This is a genomic window from Streptomyces sp. CB00316 (genome assembly GCF_001905595.1).
GTDB lineage: Bacteria > Actinomycetota > Actinomycetes > Streptomycetales > Streptomycetaceae > Streptomyces.
On the sequence record NZ_LIXI01000010.1, the window covers coordinates 264,401 to 287,703 of the forward strand.

General features: G+C 71.9%; 19 protein-coding genes and 1 pseudogene. 15 read left to right on the forward strand and 5 right to left on the reverse strand.

Annotated elements, in window-relative coordinates:
- The first annotated feature begins 38 nt into the window (after nucleotides 1–38).
- From AMK21_RS26605 to AMK21_RS26630, 6 genes are all read left to right on the forward strand, one after another.
- Nucleotides 39–791 carry a peptidyl-tRNA hydrolase gene (locus tag AMK21_RS26605; protein ID WP_073881726.1) on the forward strand — a complete coding sequence of 251 codons (753 nt, stop codon included), beginning with the start codon at nucleotides 39–41 and terminating at the stop codon, nucleotides 789–791.
- 35 nt (nucleotides 792–826) lie between these two features.
- Nucleotides 827–1,552, forward strand: a complete 726-nt coding sequence (locus AMK21_RS26610) for a haloacid dehalogenase type II (protein ID WP_073881786.1) — start codon at nucleotides 827–829, stop codon at nucleotides 1,550–1,552.
- A gap of 136 nt (nucleotides 1,553–1,688) precedes the next feature.
- Nucleotides 1,689–2,435: a DUF4142 domain-containing protein gene (locus tag AMK21_RS26615; protein ID WP_199863294.1), complete on the forward strand. Its 747-nt coding sequence runs from the start codon at nucleotides 1,689–1,691 to the stop codon at nucleotides 2,433–2,435.
- A gap of 110 nt (nucleotides 2,436–2,545) precedes the next feature.
- The gene (locus tag AMK21_RS26620) at nucleotides 2,546–3,841 is read left to right on the forward strand and encodes a DUF692 domain-containing protein (RefSeq protein ID WP_073881728.1); all 1,296 of its coding nucleotides are present in this window, start codon (nucleotides 2,546–2,548) and stop codon (nucleotides 3,839–3,841) included.
- A 5-nt stretch (nucleotides 3,842–3,846) separates the two neighbouring features.
- Entirely contained in the window at nucleotides 3,847–4,878 is a 1,032-nt protein-coding gene (locus tag AMK21_RS26625; protein WP_073881729.1) for a TIGR04222 domain-containing membrane protein, read from the forward strand.
- A 142-nt stretch (nucleotides 4,879–5,020) separates the two neighbouring features.
- Nucleotides 5,021–6,586, forward strand: coding sequence for an alpha/beta hydrolase (locus tag AMK21_RS26630; RefSeq protein WP_073881730.1), 1,566 nt, complete (start codon nucleotides 5,021–5,023; stop codon nucleotides 6,584–6,586).
- A gap of 142 nt (nucleotides 6,587–6,728) precedes the next feature.
- On the opposite strand, the gene hemQ is transcribed toward AMK21_RS26630, so the two are convergent.
- Nucleotides 6,729–7,457 carry a hydrogen peroxide-dependent heme synthase gene (gene hemQ, locus AMK21_RS26635; protein ID WP_073881731.1) on the reverse strand — a complete coding sequence of 243 codons (729 nt, stop codon included), beginning with the start codon at nucleotides 7,455–7,457 and terminating at the stop codon, nucleotides 6,729–6,731.
- A gap of 4 nt (nucleotides 7,458–7,461) precedes the next feature.
- On the reverse strand, nucleotides 7,462–8,925 hold the full coding sequence (gene hemG / locus AMK21_RS26640; protein WP_073881732.1) for a protoporphyrinogen oxidase: 1,464 nt from the start codon (nucleotides 8,923–8,925) through the stop codon (nucleotides 7,462–7,464).
- A gap of 126 nt (nucleotides 8,926–9,051) precedes the next feature.
- Here hemG and AMK21_RS26645 point away from each other — a divergent pair, with 126 nt between their 5' ends.
- On the forward strand, nucleotides 9,052–10,053 hold the full coding sequence (locus AMK21_RS26645; protein ID WP_073881733.1) for a DUF4349 domain-containing protein: 1,002 nt from the start codon (nucleotides 9,052–9,054) through the stop codon (nucleotides 10,051–10,053).
- Between the two features lie 67 nt (nucleotides 10,054–10,120).
- Complete coding sequence (locus AMK21_RS26650; RefSeq protein ID WP_073881734.1) at nucleotides 10,121–11,509, forward strand: FAD-dependent oxidoreductase; 1,389 nt, start codon at nucleotides 10,121–10,123, stop codon at nucleotides 11,507–11,509.
- A 31-nt stretch (nucleotides 11,510–11,540) separates the two neighbouring features.
- Here the strand turns inward: AMK21_RS26650 and hemE are convergent, their stop codons facing one another.
- Nucleotides 11,541–12,626: a uroporphyrinogen decarboxylase gene (gene hemE, locus AMK21_RS26655; RefSeq protein WP_073881735.1), complete on the reverse strand. Its 1,086-nt coding sequence runs from the start codon at nucleotides 12,624–12,626 to the stop codon at nucleotides 11,541–11,543.
- Between the two features lie 92 nt (nucleotides 12,627–12,718).
- Here hemE and AMK21_RS26660 point away from each other — a divergent pair, with 92 nt between their 5' ends.
- From AMK21_RS26660 to AMK21_RS26680, 5 genes are all read left to right on the forward strand, one after another.
- Complete coding sequence (locus AMK21_RS26660; RefSeq protein ID WP_073881736.1) at nucleotides 12,719–13,378, forward strand: DUF3000 domain-containing protein; 660 nt, start codon at nucleotides 12,719–12,721, stop codon at nucleotides 13,376–13,378.
- A 213-nt stretch (nucleotides 13,379–13,591) separates the two neighbouring features.
- A complete protein-coding gene (locus AMK21_RS26665; RefSeq protein ID WP_003965521.1) occupies nucleotides 13,592–14,254 on the forward strand; it encodes a response regulator transcription factor in 663 nt (220 codons plus the stop codon).
- A 116-nt stretch (nucleotides 14,255–14,370) separates the two neighbouring features.
- Complete coding sequence (locus AMK21_RS26670) at nucleotides 14,371–15,645, forward strand: HRDC domain-containing protein (protein ID WP_073881737.1); 1,275 nt, start codon at nucleotides 14,371–14,373, stop codon at nucleotides 15,643–15,645.
- Nucleotides 15,646–15,921: 276 nt separating this feature from the next.
- Nucleotides 15,922–17,148, forward strand: coding sequence for a thiolase family protein (locus AMK21_RS26675; RefSeq protein ID WP_073881738.1), 1,227 nt, complete (start codon nucleotides 15,922–15,924; stop codon nucleotides 17,146–17,148).
- Entirely contained in the window at nucleotides 17,145–19,274 is a 2,130-nt protein-coding gene (locus tag AMK21_RS26680; protein WP_073881739.1) for a 3-hydroxyacyl-CoA dehydrogenase NAD-binding domain-containing protein, read from the forward strand. Before AMK21_RS26675 ends, AMK21_RS26680 begins: the two co-directional genes overlap by 4 nt.
- Before the next feature lie 192 nt (nucleotides 19,275–19,466).
- On the opposite strand, the pseudogene AMK21_RS33900 reads toward AMK21_RS26680, so the two are convergent.
- Nucleotides 19,467–19,996: pseudogene (locus AMK21_RS33900) on the reverse strand (NAD-dependent epimerase/dehydratase family protein); the annotation flags it as partial.
- Between the two features lie 187 nt (nucleotides 19,997–20,183).
- On the opposite strand from AMK21_RS33900, the gene AMK21_RS26690 reads away from it, so the two are divergent.
- The gene (locus AMK21_RS26690) at nucleotides 20,184–21,263 is read left to right on the forward strand and encodes an LCP family protein (protein WP_073881740.1); all 1,080 of its coding nucleotides are present in this window, start codon (nucleotides 20,184–20,186) and stop codon (nucleotides 21,261–21,263) included.
- Between the two features lie 37 nt (nucleotides 21,264–21,300).
- A complete protein-coding gene (locus AMK21_RS26695) occupies nucleotides 21,301–21,720 on the forward strand; it encodes an NTP pyrophosphohydrolase (protein ID WP_073881741.1) in 420 nt (139 codons plus the stop codon).
- Here AMK21_RS26695 and AMK21_RS26700 read toward each other — a convergent pair.
- On the reverse strand, nucleotides 21,717–23,183 hold the full coding sequence (locus AMK21_RS26700; protein WP_073881742.1) for an amino acid permease: 1,467 nt from the start codon (nucleotides 23,181–23,183) through the stop codon (nucleotides 21,717–21,719). The genes AMK21_RS26695 and AMK21_RS26700 overlap by 4 nt on opposite strands.
- Nucleotides 23,184–23,303 lie beyond the last annotated feature (120 nt).

Consider the following 23,303-nt stretch of genomic DNA (forward strand, 5'->3'; position numbering starts at 1 on the left):
CCAAGAAGGTGACACCCGCCGCCTGGCAGACTGGGACGGTGAGCAGCGACGACACCTCCCAGAGCCCCGTCTCCCCGAGCCCCTTCCACCACGGTCCCACCGACCGGGACGAGGCCCCGCAGTACGTGCTCCCCCTGGTGGTGCACCTGGAGAAGGCCGCCCCGCCCGCCCGGACCGATGCCCTGCGCACCGCCGCCCGCGCGGTGCTCATGATCCTGTCCGACGAGCGGTCCACGGGCGAGGGCGAGTGGGCCGGAGCGATGCGGGACTGGGAGGACGCCCGCATCCGCAAGGTGGTGCGCCGGGCGCGCGGCGCGGAGTGGCGCAAGGCGGCCGCGCTGCCGGGGATCACGGTGACGGGCGGGAGCGCGGAGGTACGGGTGTACCCACCGATCCCCCTGGACGGCTGGCCCAAGGAGCTGGCCAAGCTCCAGGTGTCGGGCACCGAGCTGGACGACCCCGAGCCGCCCGCCGCCCCCGACCCCGAGGGCCCTGTGCTGTGGCTCAACCCGGAGCTGGAGATGTCGGCGGGCAAGACGATGGCGCAGGTCGGCCACGGTGCCCAACTCGCCTGGTGGGAGCTGTCCGACACCGAGCGCAAGGCGTGGCGCGAGGCGGGGTTCCCGCTCTCCGTGGTCACGGCCACACCGGAGCGCTGGCGCGAGCTGACCACGAGCGGCCTGCCGGTGGTGCGCGACGCGGGGTTCACCGAGATCGCGCCGGGGCCCACAGTCGTGGCGGAGGAGGGCCTGCGTCTCTGCCCGCTCCCGGGCGTACGGACCCGCCGGTGAACGCACACCACCTCGGAGACCAGGAGACCAAGTCCATGGGGGAGTTGGACATCGACGCCCTCGTCTTCGACGTCCTCGGCACCCTCGTCGACGAACCCGCGGGGCTCCGTGCCGGGATCCGTGCACTCGACCCGTCGCTCGACGGTGCTGGGACCGAGCCGCTCCTGCTGCTGTGGCAGCAGCACATCGAGCGCGAGCAGCGCCGCGTCCTCGACGGGGACCGGCCCTACCTCACCAGTGACGCCCTCGACCGGGAAGCCGCCCGGCTCGTCGCCGAGACCGCCGGAGTCGACGACCCGGCCGCCGTGGCGGCGTTGGCCCTGTCGGCCCGTCGGCTGCCGCCGTGGCCCGACACCCTCGCGGGGCTCGCCAGACTCGCAGAGCGGTTCCCGATCCTCGGGCTCTCCAACGCGAGCCGGACCGCGCTGCTGGGGCTCAACGCCCACGCCGGACTGCGCTGGCACCAGGCCCTGTCCGCCGAGGACGCCCGGGCCTACAAACCGGACCCGGAGGTCTACCGGCTGGCCGTCACCGTCTCCGGGCTGCCGCCGGAGCGGCTGCTGATGGTCGCCGCGCATGCCTGGGACCTGCGCGGCGCCCAGCGCCTCGGGCTGCGTACCGCCTATGTCGCCCGGCCCGTCGGCGACCCGCCCACCGCGTCGGACCGGTTCGACCTGTACGCCGACGGGCTGGCCGGTCTGGCCGGTCTGGCCGACCAGCTCGACACTCCGCACAGCCGGAAACGGTCCGCCCGCGGCTGAACACTTCTGCGCCCGACTGCGTATCTCCCGATACCGCCCCATCGGCATTACCGCCAAGTAGCCTGCACGGCGGGTCGGTCGGCGGTTGATTGACGCCTGATCGACGCTGTCACGCCTCGTCCCGGGAGAAACCTTGTTGCGACGCATCAACGGAACAGCCCTCATCATCGCGGCACTGGTCGCCACGGTGGGCGCACTCGCCTTCCCCGTCTGGTCCTACGCGGACCGCTCGGGCACCGGCGAGGCGAACTTGAACGCCTCCAGTGTCGCCACCCAGTGGGGCCCGCTCTCCGCGACCGACCGCGACTTCCTGGTCAAGGTGCGGCTCGCCGGCCTGTGGGAGCTCCCTGCCGGGCAGCAGGCGATCGAGCGGGCGCCCAGCGAGGCGACGAAGGCCGCCGGGGACCACCTGGTCGTCGGCCACACGGACCTGGACCGGCGGGCCCGAGACGTGGCCGCGAAGCTCGGGGTCGAGCTGCCCAACCAGCCGACCGAGCAGCAGCAGGCCTGGCTCGCGGAGCTGACTGCCGCGAGCGGGGACGAGTACGAGCGGAAGTTCGCCAACATCCTGCGGGCCGCCCACGGCAAGGTCTTCGGCCTGATAGGCCAGGTCCGGCACACCACCCGCAACACCCTGATCCGGCAGCTCGCCAGCGACGCGAACCAGACCGTGCTGGACCACATCACCATGCTGGAGGGCACCGGCTTCGTCGACTTCGACGCCCTGGCGCGCGAGGCGGCCGGCGGGTCCACCGCCAGTCCCTCGGGGCCGTCCATGCCGCAGGGCGGGCAGGTGCCGCCGGTGCCGGTGCCGGTGACGCCGACCGGCGACCAGTCGTTCACCTCGCGCCCGGTGCCACCGACCATGCCTCCGATGCCGTAACGACACCGGGGCCCCGGAACCTCAAATCCTCCTCTGAACGTCCCCCTGTCCGGGTTGGACGCCGCTCGCCGGGGCCATCACCCCGGGACAGAGCGGAGGAGGGGGACACCATGAAGCTGGGCATCGGAATCGGCTGGCGGCCGGAGATCGCGGCCGAGGTGGAGGCGCTCACGGGGGTCGACTGGGTCGAGGTGGTGGCGGAGAACCTCTGCGCCGACCACCTCCCGGACTCCCTGGTGCGCTTGAGGGAACGGGGCGTGACCGTCGTACCGCACGGCGTGTCGCTCGGCCTGGGCGGCGCGGAGCGCCCGGACGCCGAGCGGCTCGCCGGTCTGGCGGCGCGGGCCGAGTTGCTCGGTACGCCGCTGGTGACCGAGCACATCGCGTTCGTACGGGCCGGGGGGCCGCTTACCGCGTCGCCGAGGCTGGAGGCGGGCCACCTGCTGCCGGTGCCGCGCACCTGGGACGCGCTGGAGGTGCTCTGCGAGAACGTGGCGATCGCCCAGGACGCGCTGCCCGTGCCGCTGGCGCTGGAGAACATCGCGGCGCTGGTCTCCTGGCCCGACGAGGAGCTGACGGAGGGGCAGTTCCTGGCGGAGCTGGTCGAGCGGACCGGGGTGCGGCTGCTGATCGACGTGGCCAACCTGCACACCAACCACGTCAACCTCGGCGAGGACCCGGTCAAGGCGCTGGACGAGCTGCCGGTGGAGGCCATCGCGTACGTCCATGTGGCGGGCGGCGTCGAGAAGAACGGCGTCTGGCACGACACGCACGCCCACCCGGTGACCGCCCCGGTCCTGGACGTGCTGGCCGAGCTGCGCTCCCGGGTCGACCCGCCGGGCGTCCTGCTGGAGCGCGACGACGCCTTCCCGCCCGGAGCGGAGCTGGCGGCCGAACTGGAGACGATCCGGGGAACGCTGCGGGCGGCGGGCGGCCCGAGCGGGGCCCGTACGGGGACCTGGACGGAGACGACCGCCCCGCCCGGCCCCGCACGCCCCGGAGCCCGCGACCGTACCGCCGTCGCCCAGACCGCACTGCTCTCCGCGCTCGTCGCGGGCACCCCGGCGCCCGAGGGCTTCGACCACCGGCGGCTGCGCGTGCAGAGCCGGGCGCTGGCCGCCAAGCGCGCCGATGTCGTCGCCAAGGTGGCGCCCGAGCTGCCGGAGATCCTCGGCGACGGCTACCGCGCCGCCTTCCTCGACTACGCCAGGTCCCGTCCGATGAGCGACGGTTACCGGCGCGACGCCCTGCACTTCGTGGAGCGGATTTTGGTCCACGGCGGCCTCCCCGACCCCGTGGCGCAGCGCCGGCTGACGCACTGGTGGGAGGACCGCTCCGGGCCCCGCCCGCCGGGCCGGACCACCCGTATCGTCCGGGCGGCGCGTGCCGTCCTCGCAGGGAAGTGACCGCCATGAACACGCTCGCACTGGTACTGACCCTCGCGGTCGTCCTCTCCACCGTGCTGCTCCTGGCGAAGGTGGCCGTCTCCCGGTCCCGCCGCCCGTCGGCCGGCCCCTCCCCCGCCGTCCACGACCTCTACGAGGCGGCGTTCCTGAACGGCGGCCCGGCCAGGGTCACGGACACCGCGCTCACCGCGCTGTACGCGGACGGCCGGGTGCTCGTCGGCGGCCCCGGCATCATCTCCGTACAGCGTGCGCACGCGCAGGATCCGGTGGAACGCGCCGTGCTGCAAGCACTGTCGGCCGCGCCGAGCGGGGCGCTGCACACGGTGCGGGAGGCGGTGATGCACCACCCGGCGGTGCAGGAGATCGGCGACGGGCTGGCCCAGCGCGGGCTGCTCGTCCGGCCCGCCGACAGCCGTCCCGTACGGCGGTGGGCGCTGATCCAGGGCGTGAGCTGCTTCGTCGCGTTCCCGCTCTCCATCATCCTCACGGTCGTCCAGTACATGTCGCTCGACGACCCGTACGACATGTCGTTCCCGTTCGTCCTGAAGATGCTGCCCGCGATCCTGCTCGGCGGGATCGGCGGGTTCGTCGTGGCCGCGTCCGCCGCCAACCGGATCACCCGGGCGGGCCGCCGGGCCGCGCAGGCGTTCCGGGCCGCGAACGCCTATGTGCTGACGCCGCCGCACCTCGTCGCCAACCGAGGGCTGCGCGCACTCCCCGACCCCGTGCTCCAGGCCCAGCTCATCGCGGCGGCACGGCTGCACCTGCGGACCCGCCGGTCGCGGGCCGGCTTCTCGGGGCGCCGGTCGCCCGGGTACGTGGGGGGTACGGCAGGGGCGACGGCCTTCGCGGCGACCACGGTGTGGTGCGCGGACGCGGGCCCCGGGTACACGAGTTGCGGAGGCGGGGGCGGGGGCGGAGGTGGCTGCGGGGGCGGATCCAGTTGCGGAGGCTCGGGCTCCAGCTGCGGGGGCAGCTCGGGAGGGTCCAGCTGCGGCGGGAGCTCGGGCGGCTCCAGCTGCGGCAGCAGCTCCTGAACCGCGACCGGTGCTCCTGAAACACGAACGGTAGAGGGAGTACGGCAACCGGGTCGTTCCCCGCAACACACCGGCCCGGTGCTGTACTTCACCCGTCCCGCACCCCACCATCCCCTCTCCGCGTCCGCAGAGAGGTCCCGCCGTGAGAGCAGTACCGCTGTACGCAACGATCGGCTCCCTGGTCCTGTCCGCCCTGGCCGCCGTCCCCGCCACCGCCCAGGACGGCCGCGGACAGGCCTCAGCCGAGGAGCGCGGTACGGCGGTGGCGGCGGCCCGCGCCGCGGCCGCCGGGATCTCCTTCGGCGCGTGTCCGGAGGAGGAGATGCTGCCGGACATCCTGAAGTGCGGCACCGTCAGCGTCCCGCTGGACTACGCGCGGCCGGACGGGCGGACCATCGACCTCACCGTCAGCCGCGCCCTCGCCACCGGACCGGTGGCCGGCCGGCAGGGGTCCTTCGTCTACAACCCGGGTGGCCCCGGCGCCTCCAGCATCACCTTCCCGCTGATGGGCGAGATGTCCGAGTGGAAGGAGGTCGCCGAGGCGTACGACATGGTCGGCTACGCCCCGCGCGGCGTCGGCGCCTCCGCCCCCCTCTCCTGCCAGGACCCCGCCGCCTTCGCGCAGAGCCCCACCGACTCCCCCGCCCACCCCACGGCCGCGTACAAGGAGCGGCGCATCGCCGAGGCCCGGGCGTACGCGCGGGGCTGCGAGCAGCACGCGGGCGAGGCGCTGCGCCACTACACCTCGCTCAACAACGCCCGTGACCTGGAGGTGCTGCGCGCAGCCCTCGGGGACGAGCGCCTCACCTTCATGGGCGCCTCGTACGGCACGTACCTGGGTTCCTTGTACGCGACCCTCTTTCCCTCACGCGTACGCCGTATGGTCTTCGATTCCGCGGTCGACCCGGACCCGGAGCAGATCTGGTACCGCTCCAACCTCGACCAGTCACTGGCCTTCGAGTCCCGCTGGGAGGACTTCCGGCGGTGGGTCGCCAAGCACGACGACGTGTACGGGCTCGGCTCCACGCCCGAGGCCGTGCAGCGCCACTACGACGACGTCCGCACCGCTCTCGCCGCAAAGCCGGCGGGCGGGAAGGTGGGGCCGGGGCAGTTCCACGCGGCGTTCCGGGAGGCGGCGTACTACGACGACTACTGGGCGATGCGGGCCACCGCCCTCTCCGAGTACGTCCGGGGCAACGCGGAGCCGCTGGTCACCCAGATGTCGCCGCGCGCGATCACGGCGAAGGACGACGAGAACGCCCGGGCCGTCTACACCGCGATCGAGTGCAACGACGCGCCCTGGCCCGAGGAGTGGGAGGTGTGGGACCGCGACCACACCGACCTCGCCCGTATCGCCCCGTTCCAGACGTGGGACAACGCCTTCACCAACCTGCCGTGCGCCTTCTGGCCCGCGCCCCGGCAGCAGCCCAGGGACGTCTCCACCGGGTGGGGCGAGCTGCCGCCGGTGCTGATCCTGGCGGCGGAGCGCGATGCGGCGACCCCGTACAAGGGGGCCCTGGAGCTCCAGCGGCGGCTGCGCGGCGCGGTGCTCGTGACCGAGCGGGACGCGGGGACGCACGGCGTCGGCGGGGCCGGGAACACCTGCGTGGACGACCATCTGCGGCGCTATCTGCTGACGGGCGCGACGCCGGCGGGGGACGCGGAGTGCGCCCCGCGCGCGGAGCCGAACCCCGTCTCGCTGGACTAGGAAAGCGGAAGGGCCCTGCCGGAGTGCACTCCGGCAGGGCCCTCGAGCCGAACCCGGTGTCGCTGGAACGGCGGGCGGCACGGTCGGTGCCTGGTGCCCGTCTTCTGATCTTCCGGGTTGGGGTGGTGCGGGAACTCGCTGGCTATGCGAGCCCGGCCACCAGGTCTTCGACGCTCTTCCTGCGGCCCGTGTAGAACGGGACCTCCTCGCGCACGTGGAGCCGTGCCTCGGAGGCGCGCAGGTGACGCATCAGGTCGACGATGCGGTACAGCTCGTCCGCCTCGAAGGCGAGGACCCACTCGTAGTCGCCGAGCGAGAACGAGGCGACGGTGTTGGCGCGGACGTCGGGGTAGCCCCGGGCCATCTTGCCGTGGTCCGCGAGCATGCGGCGGCGGTCCTCGTCGGGCAGCAGGTACCAGTCGTAGGACCGGACGAAGGGGTAGACGCTGATGTAGTCGCGGGGCGTCTCGTCGGCGAGGAACGCCGGGACGTGCGACTTGTTGAACTCGGCGGGCCGGTGCAGGGCCATGTTCGACCAGACCGGTTCCAGAGCGCGCCCGAGCTTCGTGCGGCGGAAGAGGTTGTACGCCTCCTGGAGTTCGTCCGAGGTCTCCGCGTGCCACCAGATCATCAGGTCCGCGTCCGCGCGCAGACCCGAGACGTCGTAGGTGCCGCGCACGGTGATGTCCTTGGCCGCGAGCTGGTCGAACAGCTCCTGGACCTCGTCCGCGTACCCCGCCCGGTCCAGCGGCAGTGCGTCGCGCAGTTTGAAGACCGACCAGAGGGTGTAGCGGATGACCTCGTTGAGGTCCTTGGCCTTCTTTCCGGCGTTCGGACTCTTGCTGGATGTCACAGTCTCAGGAGCACTCATACGGCTATTGTCCCGCCTCGCTCCCGGTGCCCTGAACCAGGGTGGGCGTGGCGATGATCTCCCCCGCGATCTCGTCGGCCGCGCGCTGCGCGCTCGCGATGCAGGCGGGGATGCCGACTCCGTCGTAGACCGCGCCGCAGACCCGTAGGGCGGGCAGCTTCGCCACCTCGTCGCGGATGCGGGCGACCCGGTTGTGGTGGCCGACCGGGTACTGCGGCAGTCCGCCGATCCAGCGGGTGACCTCGGTGTCGACGGGGCGTGCGGCAAGTGCGGTGGCCGCTCGGAGGTCGCGCAGGGAAACGGCGACGAGTTCGCCGTCCTCGCGATGGAGGTGGTCCTCCTCGCCGTAGCGGCCGACGGAGGTGCGGAGCACGAAGAGGTCGGGGGCGGCGTCGGCGACCCACTGCCACTTGTTGCTGGAGAAGGTGGACGCCTTGATGGTGCGGCCGTCGACAGGCGGTACGAGGAAGCCGGAGCGGCCGCGCAGGGCTTCGTACGCCTCGATGTCGGTACGGCGGAAGGCCAGGGTGACCAGTGCCATCGACGCGTACTCGACGCCGGTCAGCTCGGCGGAGGCGGCCGGGGACTCGGCGGCGAGCAGGGTGGAGGCGGACCAGGCGGGGGTGGCCAGGACGATGCCGTCGGCGGTGATCACCCCGTTGTCGGTGCGGACCGCCCAGCCCGCGTCCGTCCGGGTCAGGCCGAGGACGGGTGTCTCGGTGAGGATCGCGCCGCCCGCGACCCGTACGGCGTTGGCCACCGCGTCCGGCAGGGTGCCGATGCCGCCCTCGATGCCCTGGAAGACGGGGCCGGCCTGCTGCCGGGCCGTCGCGCGCTCCTGGATGCGGCGGACGGCCTCCAGCAGTGGGCCGCCCTCCTTCACCGCTTCGAAGAGCTGCGGTACGGCGGCCCGCATCGAGATCCGGTAGGCGTCGCCCGCGTAGACCCCGCCGAGGAGGGGCTCCACCAGGCGGTCGACGACCTCGCGGCCGAGCCGGTCGGCGACGTACGCGCCGACGGCCACGTCGTCGCCGACGGGGGTCGGGGTGAGGTCGCGCTCCTCGGCGATCCGGGCGAGGCCTTCGGGGGACAGCACCCCGTCGAGGGCCGCCGGGTCGCCGGGGACGCCCATGACGTGCCCCTTGGGCATCGGGCGCAGCGCGTCGCGCGTCCAGAGGGAGGCGGTCGCGGTGGCGGGCGGCTGGAGGCGGTCGCCGAGGCCGACCGCCTCGGCCAGCGAGACCGCCTCGGGGCGGCGGGCGAGCATCGACTCGGCGCCGAGGTCGACCTGGACGCCCGCGACCTCGCCGGTCATGAGCTTGCCGCCGAGCCGGTCCGTCGCCTCCAGGAGCGTGACCCGCAGGCCGGTGGCGACCAGGCGGTGGGCGGCGGCCAGTCCGGCGATGCCTCCGCCGATGACGACGACGTGGCGGGCGGACGGGTCCGCATCCTGATGTGAACGCTGCATGGGTCCACTCTCTCAAACCCTTTCCGGGCACCGACCGTGACCACTTCGAAACCCACGGCCGGAAACCGGTTCGGGAGGGCCCACGTCGAACCGGCAGTATCAACACGCGTCCTGGGGGGACCTGTTATGAACAGCGATAACGATCACCGCTTCCACCACCGCCGCTCCCGTCTCCGTGCCGCCCTGGCGGCAGGTGCGCTCGGCGCGGTGCTGCTCGTCGGCGGCTGCGGCGCCGGCGGCAGCGCGTCCGACGAGAGCGCGGGGTCGAGCGACCTCAAGGCCGGCGCGCAGAAGGGGCTCGTGGACGAGCAGTACGCCCCGGAGGGCGCGGCGGCGTCCGCCGCTCCGGCGGGGGCGAAGGCGGAGGCGGAGGACGGCAAGCAGGAGGACAAGGCGCCGAAGCCGGGGGCCGCGGGCAGCCATGTCATCCGGACCGCCGAGCTCCTCGTCGAGGTGAAGAGCGCACCGAAGGCGGCCGCCGCCGCCCGGAGCGCGGTGGAGGCGAGCGGGGGCCTGGTGGCGTCCGAGAACACCGAGCGGATCGACGACCGGCACGAGTCCTCGAACCTCGTGCTGCGCGTACCGCAGGACAGCTACCAGGAGGTGCTGCGCAAGCTCACCGGCTCCGGGAAGCTGCTCTCCCGCTCCTCGAACGCGAAGGACGTCACCGACCAGGTCGTCGACGTGGAGAGCCGGATCGCCACCCAGCGCGCGAGTGTGAAGCGGGTACGGGAGCTGATGGACCAGGCGGAGAAGATCACCGATGTCGTCGCCCTGGAGGGTGAGCTGAGCAGCCGTCAGGCCGATCTGGAGTCGCTGCTGGCCCAGCAGTCGAGCCTGGAGGACCGCACCTCGCTGGCGACGATCACGCTGGAGCTGACCGAGCCGGACGCCCCGCGCAAGGACGGGACGGACGACGACCCGGGGTTCATGGACGCACTGGGCGGCGGCTGGGACGCGTTCGTGACGATGTTCCGGTGGATCGCGGTGGCGATCGGCGCCTCGGCCCCGTTCCTGGTGACGGCCGCGCTGCTGCTGGTGCTGTGGCGGGTGCTGCGCGCGCGCCGGCGGGCCCGTACGGGCCCGCCGGCACCGAAGCCGGAGCCGGAGACCACTCCGGCCGCCTGAGGCCCCGGCGCCGTAGCCTGGGCTCCCTGACGGCTGACACGGCCGGCACGGCGAAAGGGACCCGGACATGGCAGCGGAGCGACTCGTGGTCATCGGCGGCGACGCGGCGGGCATGTCCGCCGCGTCGCAGGCCCGCAGGCTGAAGGGGCCGGACGAGCTGGAGATCATCGCCTTCGAGCGCTCCGCGTTCACCTCGTACTCCGCCTGCGGCATCCCGTACTGGGTGAGCGGGGACGTCGAGGGGCCGGACGACCTGATCGCCCGGACGCCCGAGGAGCACCGGGAGCGGGACATCGATCTGCGGATGCGCACCGAGGTCACGGAGATCGACGTGGCGGGGCAGCGGGTGCGGGCGCTGGACCGGGAGAGCGGGGACGCGTACTGGACGGGCTTCGACAAGCTGGTGATCGCCACCGGGGCCCGTCCGGTCCGCCCGGAGCTGCCCGGCATCGACGCACCGGGCGTGCACGGGGTGCAGACCCTGGGCGACGGGCAGGCGCTCCTGGACTCGCTGGACTCCGTGGGCTCCGAGGGGCGCCGACGGGCGGTCGTGGTGGGCGCCGGGTACATCGGCGTCGAGATGGCCGAGGCGATGCTGAGGCGCGGCTTCGAGGTGACGGTCCTCAACCGGGGCGAGCAGCCGATGGCGACGCTCGACCCGGACATGGGCGCGCTCGTCCACGACGCGATGGACGGGCTCGGCATCACCACGGTCAACGGCGCCTCCGTCACCAAGATCCTCACGGGTCCGGACGGCCGCGTCAGCGAGGTGGCGACGGAGGAGCGGACCTACCCGGCGGATGTGGTCGTCCTCGGCATCGGCGTGGAGCCGGAGGCGGAGCTGGCCCGGGAGGCGGGTCTCACGGTGGGGCCGCACGGCGGCCTCCTCACCGACCTGGCGATGCGGGCGGTGGGCCACGAGAACATCTGGGCGGGCGGCGACTGCGTGGAGGTCCTGGACCTGGTGGCGGGCCGCAGCCGGCACATCGCGCTGGGCACCCACGCCAACAAGCACGGCCAGGTCATCGGGTCGAACGTCGGCGGCGGCTACGGCACGTTCCCGGGTGTCGTCGGTACGGCGGTGAGCAAGGTCTGCGACCTGGAGATCGCCCGGACCGGGCTGCGGGAGAAGGACGCCCGTGCGGTCGGGCTGCGCTATGTCACGGCGACCATCGAGTCGACGCAGCGGGCGGGGTACTACCCGGGGGCGAAGCCGATGACGGTGAAGATGATCGCGGAGCTGCGTACGGGGCGGCTGCTCGGGGTGCAGATCGTCGGCCGCGAGGGGGCGGCCAAGCGCGTGGACGTGGCGGCGGTGGCGCTGACGGCCGGGATGACGGTGGAGCAGATGACGGCGCTGGACCTCGGTTACGCCCCGCCGTTCTCGCCGGTCTGGGACCCGGTCCTGGTGGCGGCCCGCAAGACGGTGGCGGCGGTGCGGGGCGCGGGAAGCTGACGAGGCCTCCCGCGCCGCGATACGCCTGCCGTCAGCGCGCGCTCTGCTCGTGCACGTACTCCACGAGCCGGGTGAGCGCGTCCGGGTCCATGGTCGGCATGACGCCGTGGCCCAGGTTGAAGATGTGGCCCTCCAGACCGGCGGCCTGGTCCAGCACCTCGCGGGTCTTCTCCTCGACGGCCGGGGTCGGCGCGAAGAGCACGGCCGGGTCCAGGTTGCCCTGGAGCGCCTTGCCGGGGCCGACGCGGCGGGCGGCCTCGTCCAGCGGGACCCGCCAGTCGACGCCGACGACGTCCGCCCCGGCCTCGCCCATCAGCCCGAGGAGCTCGCCGGTGCCGACGCCGAAGTGGATGCGGGGGACGCCGTACGGGGCGACGGCGTCGAAGACCTTGGCCGAGGCGGGGAGCACGGCGCGGCGGTAGTCGGCGGGGGCCAGGGCGCCGACCCAGGAGTCGAAGAGCTGGACGGCGGAGGCGCCGGCCTCGATCTGGACCTTGAGGAAGGCGCCGGTGATCTCGGCGAGCCGGTCCACGAGGTCGGCCCAGAGCTGCGGGTCGCCGTACATCATGGCCTTGGTGCGCTCGTGGTTGCGCGAGGGGCCGCCCTCAACGAGGTAGCTGGCCAGGGTGAAGGGAGCCCCGGCGAAGCCGATGAGCGGGATGGCGCCCAGCTCGGCGGTGAGCATGCCGATGGCCTCGGTGACGTACGGGACGTCCTCGGGGGTGAGGTCGCGCAGCCGGGCCAGGTCGGCGCGGGTGCGGATGGGCTCGGCGATGACGGGGCCGACGCCGGGCTTGATGTCGAGGTCGATTCCGATGGCCTTCAGCGGCACCACGATGTCGCTGAAGTAGATCGCGGCGTCGACCTTGTGGCGGCGTACGGGCTGGAGCGTGATCTCGGTGACCAGCTCCGGCATCATGCAGGAGTCGAGCATCGCGATGCCCTCGCGGACCTTCAGGTACTCGGGCAGCGAGCGCCCCGCCTGCCGCATGAACCAGACCGGCGTGTGCGGCACGGGTTCGCGCCGGCATGCCTTCAGGAACGCCGAGTCCTGCGTGGCGTCGTTGCTGGCGGCGGTCGTCGTCTGCTGGCCCGTGGGGCTGGTGTTGGCACTCACGCACCAAATCTTCGCACGCATGGCGAAGGAGCCCGGCGCCGCACGGGTGTCTCTCCCTGCACGAGGCGCGCGTTCCGCCTACTCTTCCCGGCATGGCTCCGGCTCAGGGACAATTTTCCGATCATTCCGATGGCGCTGACAGCAAGGACAGTGCGGAGGGTACTTCCGGTCCGCCCGCGTTCCGGTCTGCGGTCGACGCGTTGCGCTCGGCCCGGCTCCGCCCGGAGCTGGAGGTGGAGACCACACGGCCCCCGCAGCGCCTGGCGCCCCACGCGTACGCCTTGGAGGCGGCGGTGGTCGACGGCGAGGACGATCTCGCGGACGGCCGGCTCGTCCTGCTGCACGATCCGGCGGGGCACGACGCCTGGCAGGGCGCCTTCCGGCTGGTGACGTTGGTGCGGGCCGAGCTGGAGCCGGAGATGGCCGCCGATCCGCTGCTGCCGGAGGTGTGCTGGTCCTGGCTGACCGGGGCGCTGGACGCGCGCGGATTGTCGTACGGGGAAGCCGGAGGGACGGTGACACGCGCCGGATCGCACTACTTCGGTGCGCTGTCCGCGCGCCGTCCGGCGACGCAGATCGAGATCCGGGCCTCGTGGACGCCGCGCGAGGGGCGCGGCGGGGTGCCGGACGCGGCATCGCACCTGATGGCCTGGGGTGATCTGCTCTGCCAGATCGCGGGGCTGCCGCCGTCGGACCCGACGGAAGCCGCGGTGGTGACGCTGCCGCAGCGGCGCGGGCCGCAGGTTTCGTAACACCCCGTCACCCATTTCGCACACATGCCGACTCTCTTTTCGTACAATCGATCGCGCGTCCTATTTGCCCGAATTGTTACTCATCAAATCGTGATCTTCCTCTAAAGGAGGACGGGTCTGCTGCCGAAGAGGTCAATGACCCTTCAAGCACGGTTCGCCCCGGCTTCATCCCCCGAGCCGGCCCCCGTCCCGCCACTCCCCCCAGGAGGCCTGGTGTCCGTTCTCCTTGAGCAGCCCGCAAGCCTGGTCGCCTACCGCCCGAACAAGCCGACGGCCATGGTCGTCGTGGCCGACCCGCGCGTCCGTTCCACCGTCACCCGCCATCTGTGGGCCCTCGGAGTACGTGACGTCATCGAGGCGTCGTCCATCGCGGAGGCACGTCCCCGCGTCGGCAATCCGCGCGACATCTGCATTGCCGACGTCCACCTGCCCGACGGTTCCGGGCTGACCCTGCTGTCCGAGACCCGCGCCGCAGGCTGGCCGAACGGTCTCGCCCTCTCCGCCGCCGACGACATCGGCGCCGTTCGCAACGCCCTCGCGGGCGGCGTGAAGGGTTACGTCGTCACCGGCACCCGAACCAACATCGGCCACCCCACCCGCCCTGGCGTCGCCCCCATCGGCGCCAATGCCGCCCGTATGCACCGCCGGCCCCCCGGGTCCCCGAGCCACCCGGGCGGCTACCGCGAACTGTCCGGACGTGAGGTGGAGGTGCTTCGCCTGGTCGCCGAAGGCCAGTCCAACAAGGCCATCGGCGTCTCGATGGGCCTCTCCGCCCTGACCGTCAAGTCCCACCTCGCCCGCATCGCCCGCAAGCTCGGCACCGGGGACCGCGCGGGCATGGTCGCCGTCGCCCTGCGGACGGGCATCATCCACTGACCCCCACCCCCGCCGGGACGTGCACCGATGCGTCTCCGGCTGGAATACGCGCATGGCCACCCGTCGACGGAACGTTCCGTCGACGGGTGGCGCGTATACACAGATACCCTTGACGCGTGACCGACGCCCAAGAGACCGCAGCAGACAGTTCACTGCGAACCACCGGGGGCGCTCCCCCGGACGACGTCGCCCCGGCGCCGATCCCCTTGCTGGAACCTCGCGAGGGCATCCCCCCGGTGGTGGCCTCCGACGACGCCCTCGCCCGGGTGGTCGCGGCCTTCGCCGCGGGCACCGGCCCGGTGGCCGTCGACGCCGAGCGGGCCTCCGGCTACCGCTACGGCCAGCGCGCCTACCTCGTGCAGCTGCGCCGCGACGGCGCGGGCAGCGCGCTCATCGACCCGGTCGGCTGCCCCGACCTCACGGGACTGTCCACCGCCCTGACCGGCTCCGAGTGGATCCTGCACGCCGCGACCCAGGACCTGCCCTGCCTGCGGGACATAGGCATGGCTCCCACCTCGCTCTTCGACACCGAGCTGGCCGGACGGCTCGCGGGCTTCCCGCGCGTCGGCCTCGGCGCCATGGTGGAGAACGTCCTCGGTTACGCCCTGGAGAAGGGCCACTCCGCCGTCGACTGGTCCACCCGCCCGCTGCCCGAGCCCTGGCTGCGGTACGCCGCGCTCGACGTGGAACTCCTGATCGACCTGCGCGACGCGCTGGAGGACGAGCTGGAGCGGCAGGGGAAGCTGGAGTGGGCCCGGGAGGAGTTCGACGCCATCGCCTCGGCGCCGCCCGCCCCGCCCCGCATGGACCCCTGGCGGCGCACCTCGGGCATGCACAAGGTGCGCCGCCGCCGTCAGATGGCAGTCGTCCGCGAGCTGTGGAACGCCCGGGACCAGGTGGCCCAGCGCCGCGACGTGTCCCCCGGCAAGGTGCTCGGCGACGCCGCGATCGTCGAGGCGGCACTGGCCCTGCCCGCCAACCTGCAGGCGCTCACCGCACTACCGGGATTCGGCCACCGGATGGGCCGCCGTCAGTTGGAGCAGTGGCAGGCGGCGGTGGAGCGGGCGAAGGCGCTGCCGGAGTCGGAGCTGCCGCAGCCGGGCCAGCAGCCGGCCGGGCCGCCGCCCCCGCGCTCCTGGGCCGACAAGGACCCCGCGGCCGCGGCCCGGCTCTCGGCGGCCCGCGCGGCCGTCTCCGAGCTGGCCGAGCGGCTCCACATGCCCCAGGAGAACCTGATCACCCCGGACACCGTGCGCCGGGTCTGCTGGGAGCCGCCGAAGATCCTGACGCCCAGCGCCGTCGAGGACACGCTCGCGGCGTACGGGGCCCGGAACTGGCAGATCGAGCAGGTCGGGCCGCTGCTCGTCCGGGCCCTCGACACCAGCACCTGATCCCTGTGCGGAGGACACCCCCGGTCGCCGGCCGGGGCTTTCCGCTGTCCGGGCCCTGTTCGCAATCCGCACCGATGGTCGAAATCACGCCAGGTTCGACAGGCTCTTCCGCCGTCTCGCAGGTCGCTTCGGCGGGTTCCCGGGCGATGTGACCTTCGACGCTCCGGCCATGAGGGGTGGGCAGTCTGGTTACCCGCAAGTAGCATGAGGGCAGGCGGTGCGCCCCACGGGCGTGCCCCGCAGCAGTGCCATCCCGCACCCTGGAGGAGAGCCATCGTGCCTCGTACCATCCGGGACGTCGTCTTCGTCGACGGCGTCCGCACCCCGTTCGGCAAAGCGGGCCCGAAGGGCATCTACCACGAGACCCGCGCCGACGATCTCGTCGTGAAGGCCATCCGGGAGCTGCTGCGCCGCAACCCGGACCTGGACCCGAAGAAGATCGACGAGGTCGCCATCGCCGCGACCACGCAGATCGGCGACCAGGGCCTCACCCTCGGCCGTACCGCCGGGATCCTGGCCGGTCTGCCGCAGTCCGTCCCCGGCTACTCGATCGACCGCATGTGCGCGGGCGCGCTGACCGCCGTCACCTCGACGGCCGGTTCCATCGCCTTCGGCGCGTACGACGTCGTCGTGGCCGGTGGCGTCGAGCACATGGGCCGCCACCCGATGGGCGAGGGCGTCGACCCGAACCCGCGGTTCGTGTCGGAGAAGCTGGTCGACGAGTCCGCCCTGTTCATGGGCATGACGGCGGAGAACCTGCACGACCGCTACCCCACGATCACCAAGCAGCGCGCCGACGAGTACGCGGTGCGTTCGCAGGAGAAGGCCGCCAAGGCTTACGCCAACGGCAAGATCCAGCAGGACCTCGTACCGGTGTCGGTACGCCGCACCAACGCCGAGGCCGGCGAGACGGGCTGGGGCCTGGTCACCGCCGACGAGCCGATGCGCCCGGGCACCACCATGGAGTCCCTGGCCAACCTGAAGACCCCCTTCCGCGCCCACGGCCGCGTGACGGCCGGTAACGCCGCGGGTCTCAACGACGGCGCCACCGCCTCCCTGCTCGCCGCCGAGGACGTCGCCCGCGAGCTGGGCCTCCCGGTCAAGATGCGCCTGGTCTCCTACGCCTTCGCGGGCGTCGAGCCGGAGGTCATGGGCTACGGCCCGATCCCGGCGACGGAGAAGGCGCTGGCCCAGGCCGGTCTGACCATCGACGACATCGGTCTCTTCGAGATCAACGAGGCGTTCGCCGTGCAGGTGCTCGCCTTCCTGGAGCACTACGGCATCGCCGACGACGACGTCCGTGTGAACCAGTACGGCGGCGCGATCGCGTACGGCCACCCGCTGGCCTCCTCCGGTGTCCGGCTCATGACGCAGCTGGCCCGGCAGTTCGAGGAGCAGCCCGAGGTCCGCTACGGCCTGACGACGATGTGCGTCGGCTTCGGCATGGGCGCGACGGTCGTCTGGGAGAACCCGCACTTCAACGCTGACGGAGGCAACAAGTGAGCTCCACCACTGAGCTTCTGAAGGGTGCGGCCGAGCTGTTCCCGGGCGAGGTCGTCACGCAGGCGCACGTACGCCACCTGGACCTGCCGTCCGGTGGCGGGCGGTTCGCGCTCATCACGCTGGACAACGGCCTGGACCACACCAAGCCGACCACCTTCGGACCGCAGTCGCTGGCGAACCTGGACGCCGCGATCGACCAGGTCGAGAAGGAGGCCGCCGACGGCACCATCACCGGCGTCGGCATCACCGGCAAGCCGTTCATCTTCGCCGTCGGCGCCGACCTCAAGGGCGTCGAGCTGCTCGGCCGCCACGAGGACGCGCTGGCCATCGGCAAGGGCGGCCACGACGTATTCCGCCGCCTGGCCGGCCTCGCGGTCCCGACGTTCGCGTACTACAACGGCGCGGCGATGGGCGGCGGTGTCGAGGTCGGTCTGCACTGCGCCTACCGCACCGTCTCCACCGCCATCCCGGCGTTCTCGCTGCCCGAGGTCTTCCTCGGCCTGGTCCCCGGCTGGGGCGGCTGCGCGCTGCTCCCGAACCTGATCGGCGCGGACCGCGCGGTCTCGGTGATCATCGAGAACTCGCTCAACCAGAACCGTCAGCTCAAGGGCAAGCAGGTCTTCGAGCTCGGGATCGCCGACGCGATCTTCGAGGGCGCGGACTTCCTGGAGCAGTCGCTGATCTGGACCGCGTCCGTCCTCAAGGGCGAGCTGGCCGTCGAGCGCCCCGCGATCGACCGCGGCGAGGCCTGGGACGCGGCCGTCGCCCGCGGCCGGGCCATCGCGGACTCCAAGGTGCACGGCGCCGCCCCGGCCGCGTACCGCGCGCTGGACATCATCGCGGCGGCGAAGGACGGCGACCTCTCCGCCGGCTTCGACGCCGAGGACCGGGCGCTCGCGGACCTGATCATGGGCGGCGAGCTGCGCAGCGGCATCTACGCCTTCAACCTGGTCCAGAAGCGCGCCAAGCGCCCGGCCGGTGCCCCGGACAAGAACCTGGCCCGCCCGGTCACCAAGGTCGGCGTCGTGGGCGCTGGCCTGATGGCCTCGCAGCTGGCGCTGCTGTTCCTGCGCCGCCTGGAGGTCCCGGTCGTCCTCACGGACATCGACCAGGAGCGCGTCGACAAGGGTGTGGGCTACGTCCACGCCGAGATCGAGAAGCTGCTCGGCAAGGGCCGCATCAATCAGGACAAGGCCAACCGCCTCAAGGGCCTGGTCTCCGGTGTGCTCGACAAGGCCGAGGGCTTCGCGGACGCGGACTTCATCATCGAGGCCGTCTTCGAGGAGATCGGCGTCAAGCAGCAGGTGTTCGCGGAGGTCGAGGCGGTCGCCCCGGCTCACGCGATCCTCGCCACCAACACCTCCTCGCTCTCGGTGACAGAGATGGCGTCGAAGCTGAAGAACCCCGAGCGGGTCGTCGGCTTCCACTTCTTCAACCCGGTCGCGATCCTCCCGCTGCTGGAGATCGTCCGCGGCGAGCAGACCGACGACGCCTCGCTGGCGACGGCGTTCGGTGTGGCCCGCAAGCTGAAGAAGACGGCGGTCCTGGTGAAGGACGCCCCGGCGTTCGTCGTCAACCGCATCCTCACCCGCTTCATGGGCGAGATCCAGAACGTCATCGACGAGGGCACCCCGGTCGAGGTCGCGGAGAAGGCCGTCGAGCCGCTCGGCCTGCCGATGTCCCCGCTGGTGCTCCTGGAGCTGGTCGGTCCGGCGATCGGCCTGCACGTGTCCGAGACCCTGAACCGCGCCTTCCCGGAGCGCTTCACCGTCTCGCAGAACCTCGCGGCGGTCGTCAAGGCCGGCAAGCGCGGCTTCTACGTCTACGACTCCGGCGCGCCGGTCCTCGACCCCGAGGTCGCCGCCCTCCTCAAGCAGGGCGACACAGTCCTCACCGAGGAGCAGACCCGCGACCGCGTGCTCGACGCGGTGGCGCAGGAGATCAGCCTGATGCTGGACGAGGGTGTCGTCGCCGAGGCGCAGGACATCGACCTGTGCCTGATCACCGGTGCGGGCTGGCCCTTCCACCTGGGCGGCATCACGCCGTACCTGGACCGTGAGGGCGTCTCCCAGCGGGTGAACGGCAAGCCGTTCCTGGCGCAGGGCGTGGCGAGCGTGCCTGCCTAGCCACTGACTGCGGGAAGGGGCCCGGCTCACCGTACGGTGAGCCGGGCCCCTTTGCGTTCTGTACTGCGTCAGCGTCGCGGTGCCGTGGTGCGCAGCACTCCCGGTCCGGTGCCCGGATCGAGGACGTAGTCGAACCAGTCGTACCCCAGGTGGCCGTGGAAGGGGTCGTAGACCACCGGCCTTCTCGATCTCCCTGCGCGGGGCGGAGACCGGCTCGGCGGCGGGCCCGTACCCACTCACCTCGCCGATCAGGTCGATCGTCTCGCGTACCGAAACGCCTTCCCCGCGGCCGATGTTGACCGTCAGATCCGTTCCGGGACCCTAGGACCACCGGCGCCGCACCCTGGGTGAGCTTCTCGAAGACCATGGGCACGAGGTTGAAGACACCGGGGTCGACGAGGTGGGGGGCCGCCGCGCCCGCCACGTTGAAGTAGCGCATCGGGGCGGTAGCCATTTTGTGGGCCCGCCCCACCGCCCGCACCATCCACTCACCGGCCAGCTTGGTCTCCCCGTACGGGTTGACCGGGGCGCACGGCGTCTCCTCCATCACCCGCTGCACGACCGGCATGCCGTACACGGCCGCCGACGAGGAGAACAGGAACGCGCGCACGGTCTCCGGTGGAGAGATCGTCGTAGACCGCGACGGGCTCACCGGCCGCCGTCATGGCGCGCACGACGTCAGCCCCGATGTAGCCTGCACCGCCCGTTATCAACCAGGTCATGAGCGAATAAAGTTCGACGTACCCCTGCCCCTTTATCCGCATCGGCCCCTCCGCGCCAGGGCTCATCTGTTCTATAGTGCTCGGTCAGTCGAACATTCACGGACCGGTCACACTCCCCCACCCGAGTCCCCCGTACTCCCCTGCTCCCCTGCTCCCCTGGGCGAAGAGATTTGAGGACTCGAGCACAATGAGGCACGACGAGACGACACCCCGCCCCCGCGCCTCCCGACGCGCGGCGAAACCGCGCAGGCGCCGCCGCGGCCTGAAGATCACGCTCGGTGTCCTGCTCGTCCTGCTGCTCGCGGGCGGCGGCACCGTCTACTGGCTCTACAGTCAGCTCGACGGCAACATCAAGGGCGTCGACATCGACAAGGCGCTCGGCGAGGACCGCCCGGAGAAGCTCCCCACCAGTGGGCAGAATTTGCTGGTCCTGGGCTCGGACTCGCGAGCCGGCGCGGAGAACAGGGAGTTGGGCGGCGGCGGAGACCTCAGCGGCGCCCGTTCCGACACCGCGCTGGTCGTCCACATACCCGAGGGCCGCTCCAAGGCCGTCGCCGTCTCCATACCGCGCGACACCCTGGTGACCCGGCCCGAGTGCGTCAAGGACGGCGGATCGACGGTGCCCGCCAAGGACCGCGTCATGTTCAACTCCGTCTACGCCCAAGTCGGTCCGGCCTGTGTGGTGAAGACGGTGGAGAAGATGTCCGGCGTCCGCATCGACCACTACCTGGAGATCAACTTCGCCGGGTTCAAGGACCTGGTCGACGCCATCGGCGGCGTCACCGTCGACGTACCGCAGGACATCGACGACAAGGCGAGCGGGCTGAACCTCACCGCAGGCCCGCAGAGGCTGGACGGCACCGAGTCCCTCGCGTACGTCCGGACCCGGCACGGCATCGGCGACGGCAGCGACCTCGGCCGCATCGGGCTCCAGCAGCAGTTCCTCATCGCTCTGCTGAGCGAGGTCAAGTCGCAGGATCTGCTGGGCAGTCCGGCGAGTTCGTACAAGATCGCCAACTCGGTCACCAAGTCGCTCACCACCGACTCGGGGCTCGCCTCGCTCACCTCGCTTGCGGAGTTCGGCCGCTCCATGAACGGCGTGGACCCGGCATCGATGGAGACGATCATGCTGCCGGTGGCGTACGACAAGGTCGACCCGAACCGCGTGGTCGCCGCCGAGCCGCAGGCCGGTCAGCTGTGGAAGGCGATCCGCGAGGACACGGCGATCCCCGAGGAGGCGAAGAAGTCCCCCGCAACCGGCGGCTGACGGTACATCGCGCCGCTCCCCGTGGCACCCTGCCGGGATGAGCGAGGAGGCGACGGTACTGGTGATCGTGGACGGAGCCAACGTGGTCGGGTCCGTGCCCGACGGCTGGTGGCGCGACCGGCGCGGGGCGGCGGAGCGACTGCGGGACTCCCTGGTCCCGTACGCGGCGGACGGGCTGCCGGGGCTGCCCCATCCCGCCCGGATCGTGCTCGTCGTCGAAGGGGCGGCCCGGGGCGTCGAGTCCGTCGCCGGGGTCGAGGTCGCCCCGGCCCCCGGCAGCGGTGACGACCTGATCGCCGAACTGGCGGCGTCCGCAGCCCCGGAGCGCGGCTGCGTCGTCGTCACCGCCGACCGCGGGCTGCGGCAGCGGGTCGAGGCGTACGGGGCCCGGTGCGTCGGGCCCCGTACGGTACGGCCCCAGGGAGCCTCAGGCGGATCAGGGCCGGACACACCCTAACGGCCCTTCTTGCCCAGCAGGCTGTGGGAACGCCCGTACACGAAGTAGATGAGCACGCCGAGCGCCATCCACACGGCGAACCGGAACCAGGTCTCCAGCGGCAGATTGAGCATCAGCCAGCCCGAGGCGGCCACCGAGGCGATCGGCAGCACCGGCACCCACGGGGTGCGGAAGGCGCGGGGCAGGTCGGGGCGGGTGCGGCGCAGGACCAGGACGCCGAGCGCGACGACGACGAACGCGAAGAGCGTGCCGATGTTCACCAGGGTGGCCAGCTCGTCGATGCTCGTGAACCCGGCGATGATCGCGATCAGCACGCCGAGCAGGATCGTCGGGCGGTAGGGGGTGCGGAAGCGCGGGTGCGTCTTGGAGAAGAAGCGCGGCAGCAGGCCGTCACGGCTCATCGCGAAGAAGACCCGGGTCTGGCCGAGCAGCAGGATCATGCAGACCGTGGTCAGACCGACCGCCGCACCGAAGCTGATCACGCCCGCGTAGAACGGATGGCCGGTGGCTTTGAAGGCGTCCGCGAGCGGGGCGCTGACGGAGAGTTCGCTGTAGTGCTGCATGCCGGTGACCACGATCGAGACCACCACGTAGAGCACCGTGCAGATGATGAGCGAACCGAGGATGCCACGCGGCATGTCGCGCTGGGGCAGCTTGGTCTCCTCCGCCGCCGTGGCCACCACGTCGAAGCCGATGAAGGCGAAGAAGACGATGGAGGCGGCGGTGAAGATGCCCATGATGCCGAAGTTGGTCGGCTCGTAGCCGAAGATCAGCTGCACCAGCGGGGCGTCCCAGCCGGAACCGGCGGGCTGCTTCTCGGCCGGGGGGATGAAGGGCCTGTAGTTCTCGGCCTTGACGAAGAAGAGGCCCGCGATGATCACGATGAAGACCACGCCGAGCTTGATCGCCACGACGACCGCGGTGACCCGGGCGGAGAGCTTCATGCCGACGACCAGGATGGCGGTCAGGATCAGCACCAGGATGAAAGCCAGCAGGTCGAAGCCGAACCCCTCCGCCACATCGGGTCCTGACAGCGCCTCGGGCATAGTCCAGTTGACGTTGTCCAACAGCGAGCGGACGTAGCCGGACCAGCCGACCGCGACCACCGCCGTGCCCAGGGCGAACTCCAGCACCAGGTCCCAGCCGATGATCCAGGCCACCAGCTCGCCGAGCGACGCGTACGAGAACGTGTACGCGGAGCCGGCGACGGGGACGGTGGAGGCGAACTCGGCGTAGCAGAGAGCGGCCAGGGCGCACACCACACCCGCCGCGACGAACGCGAGGGCGGTCGCGGGGCCCGCCGTCTCCTTGGCGACCTTGCCCGTGAGGACGAAGATTCCGGTTCCGATGATGACACCGACGCCGAAGACGGTCAGGTCAAGGGCGGAAAGGGACTTCTTGAGCGCGTGCTCGGGCTCCTCGGTGTCAAGGATCGACTGCTCGACGGACTTGGTGCGGAACATGCCCCTTCCGCGGGGTGGTGTGACCTGCGCGCTCACCTGCGTACCTCCACGCACTCGTTGTGAACGCCATGATGGGGAGCGGGTGGCGCGCGATCACGCCATCTGGCCCGTTTCATGCGA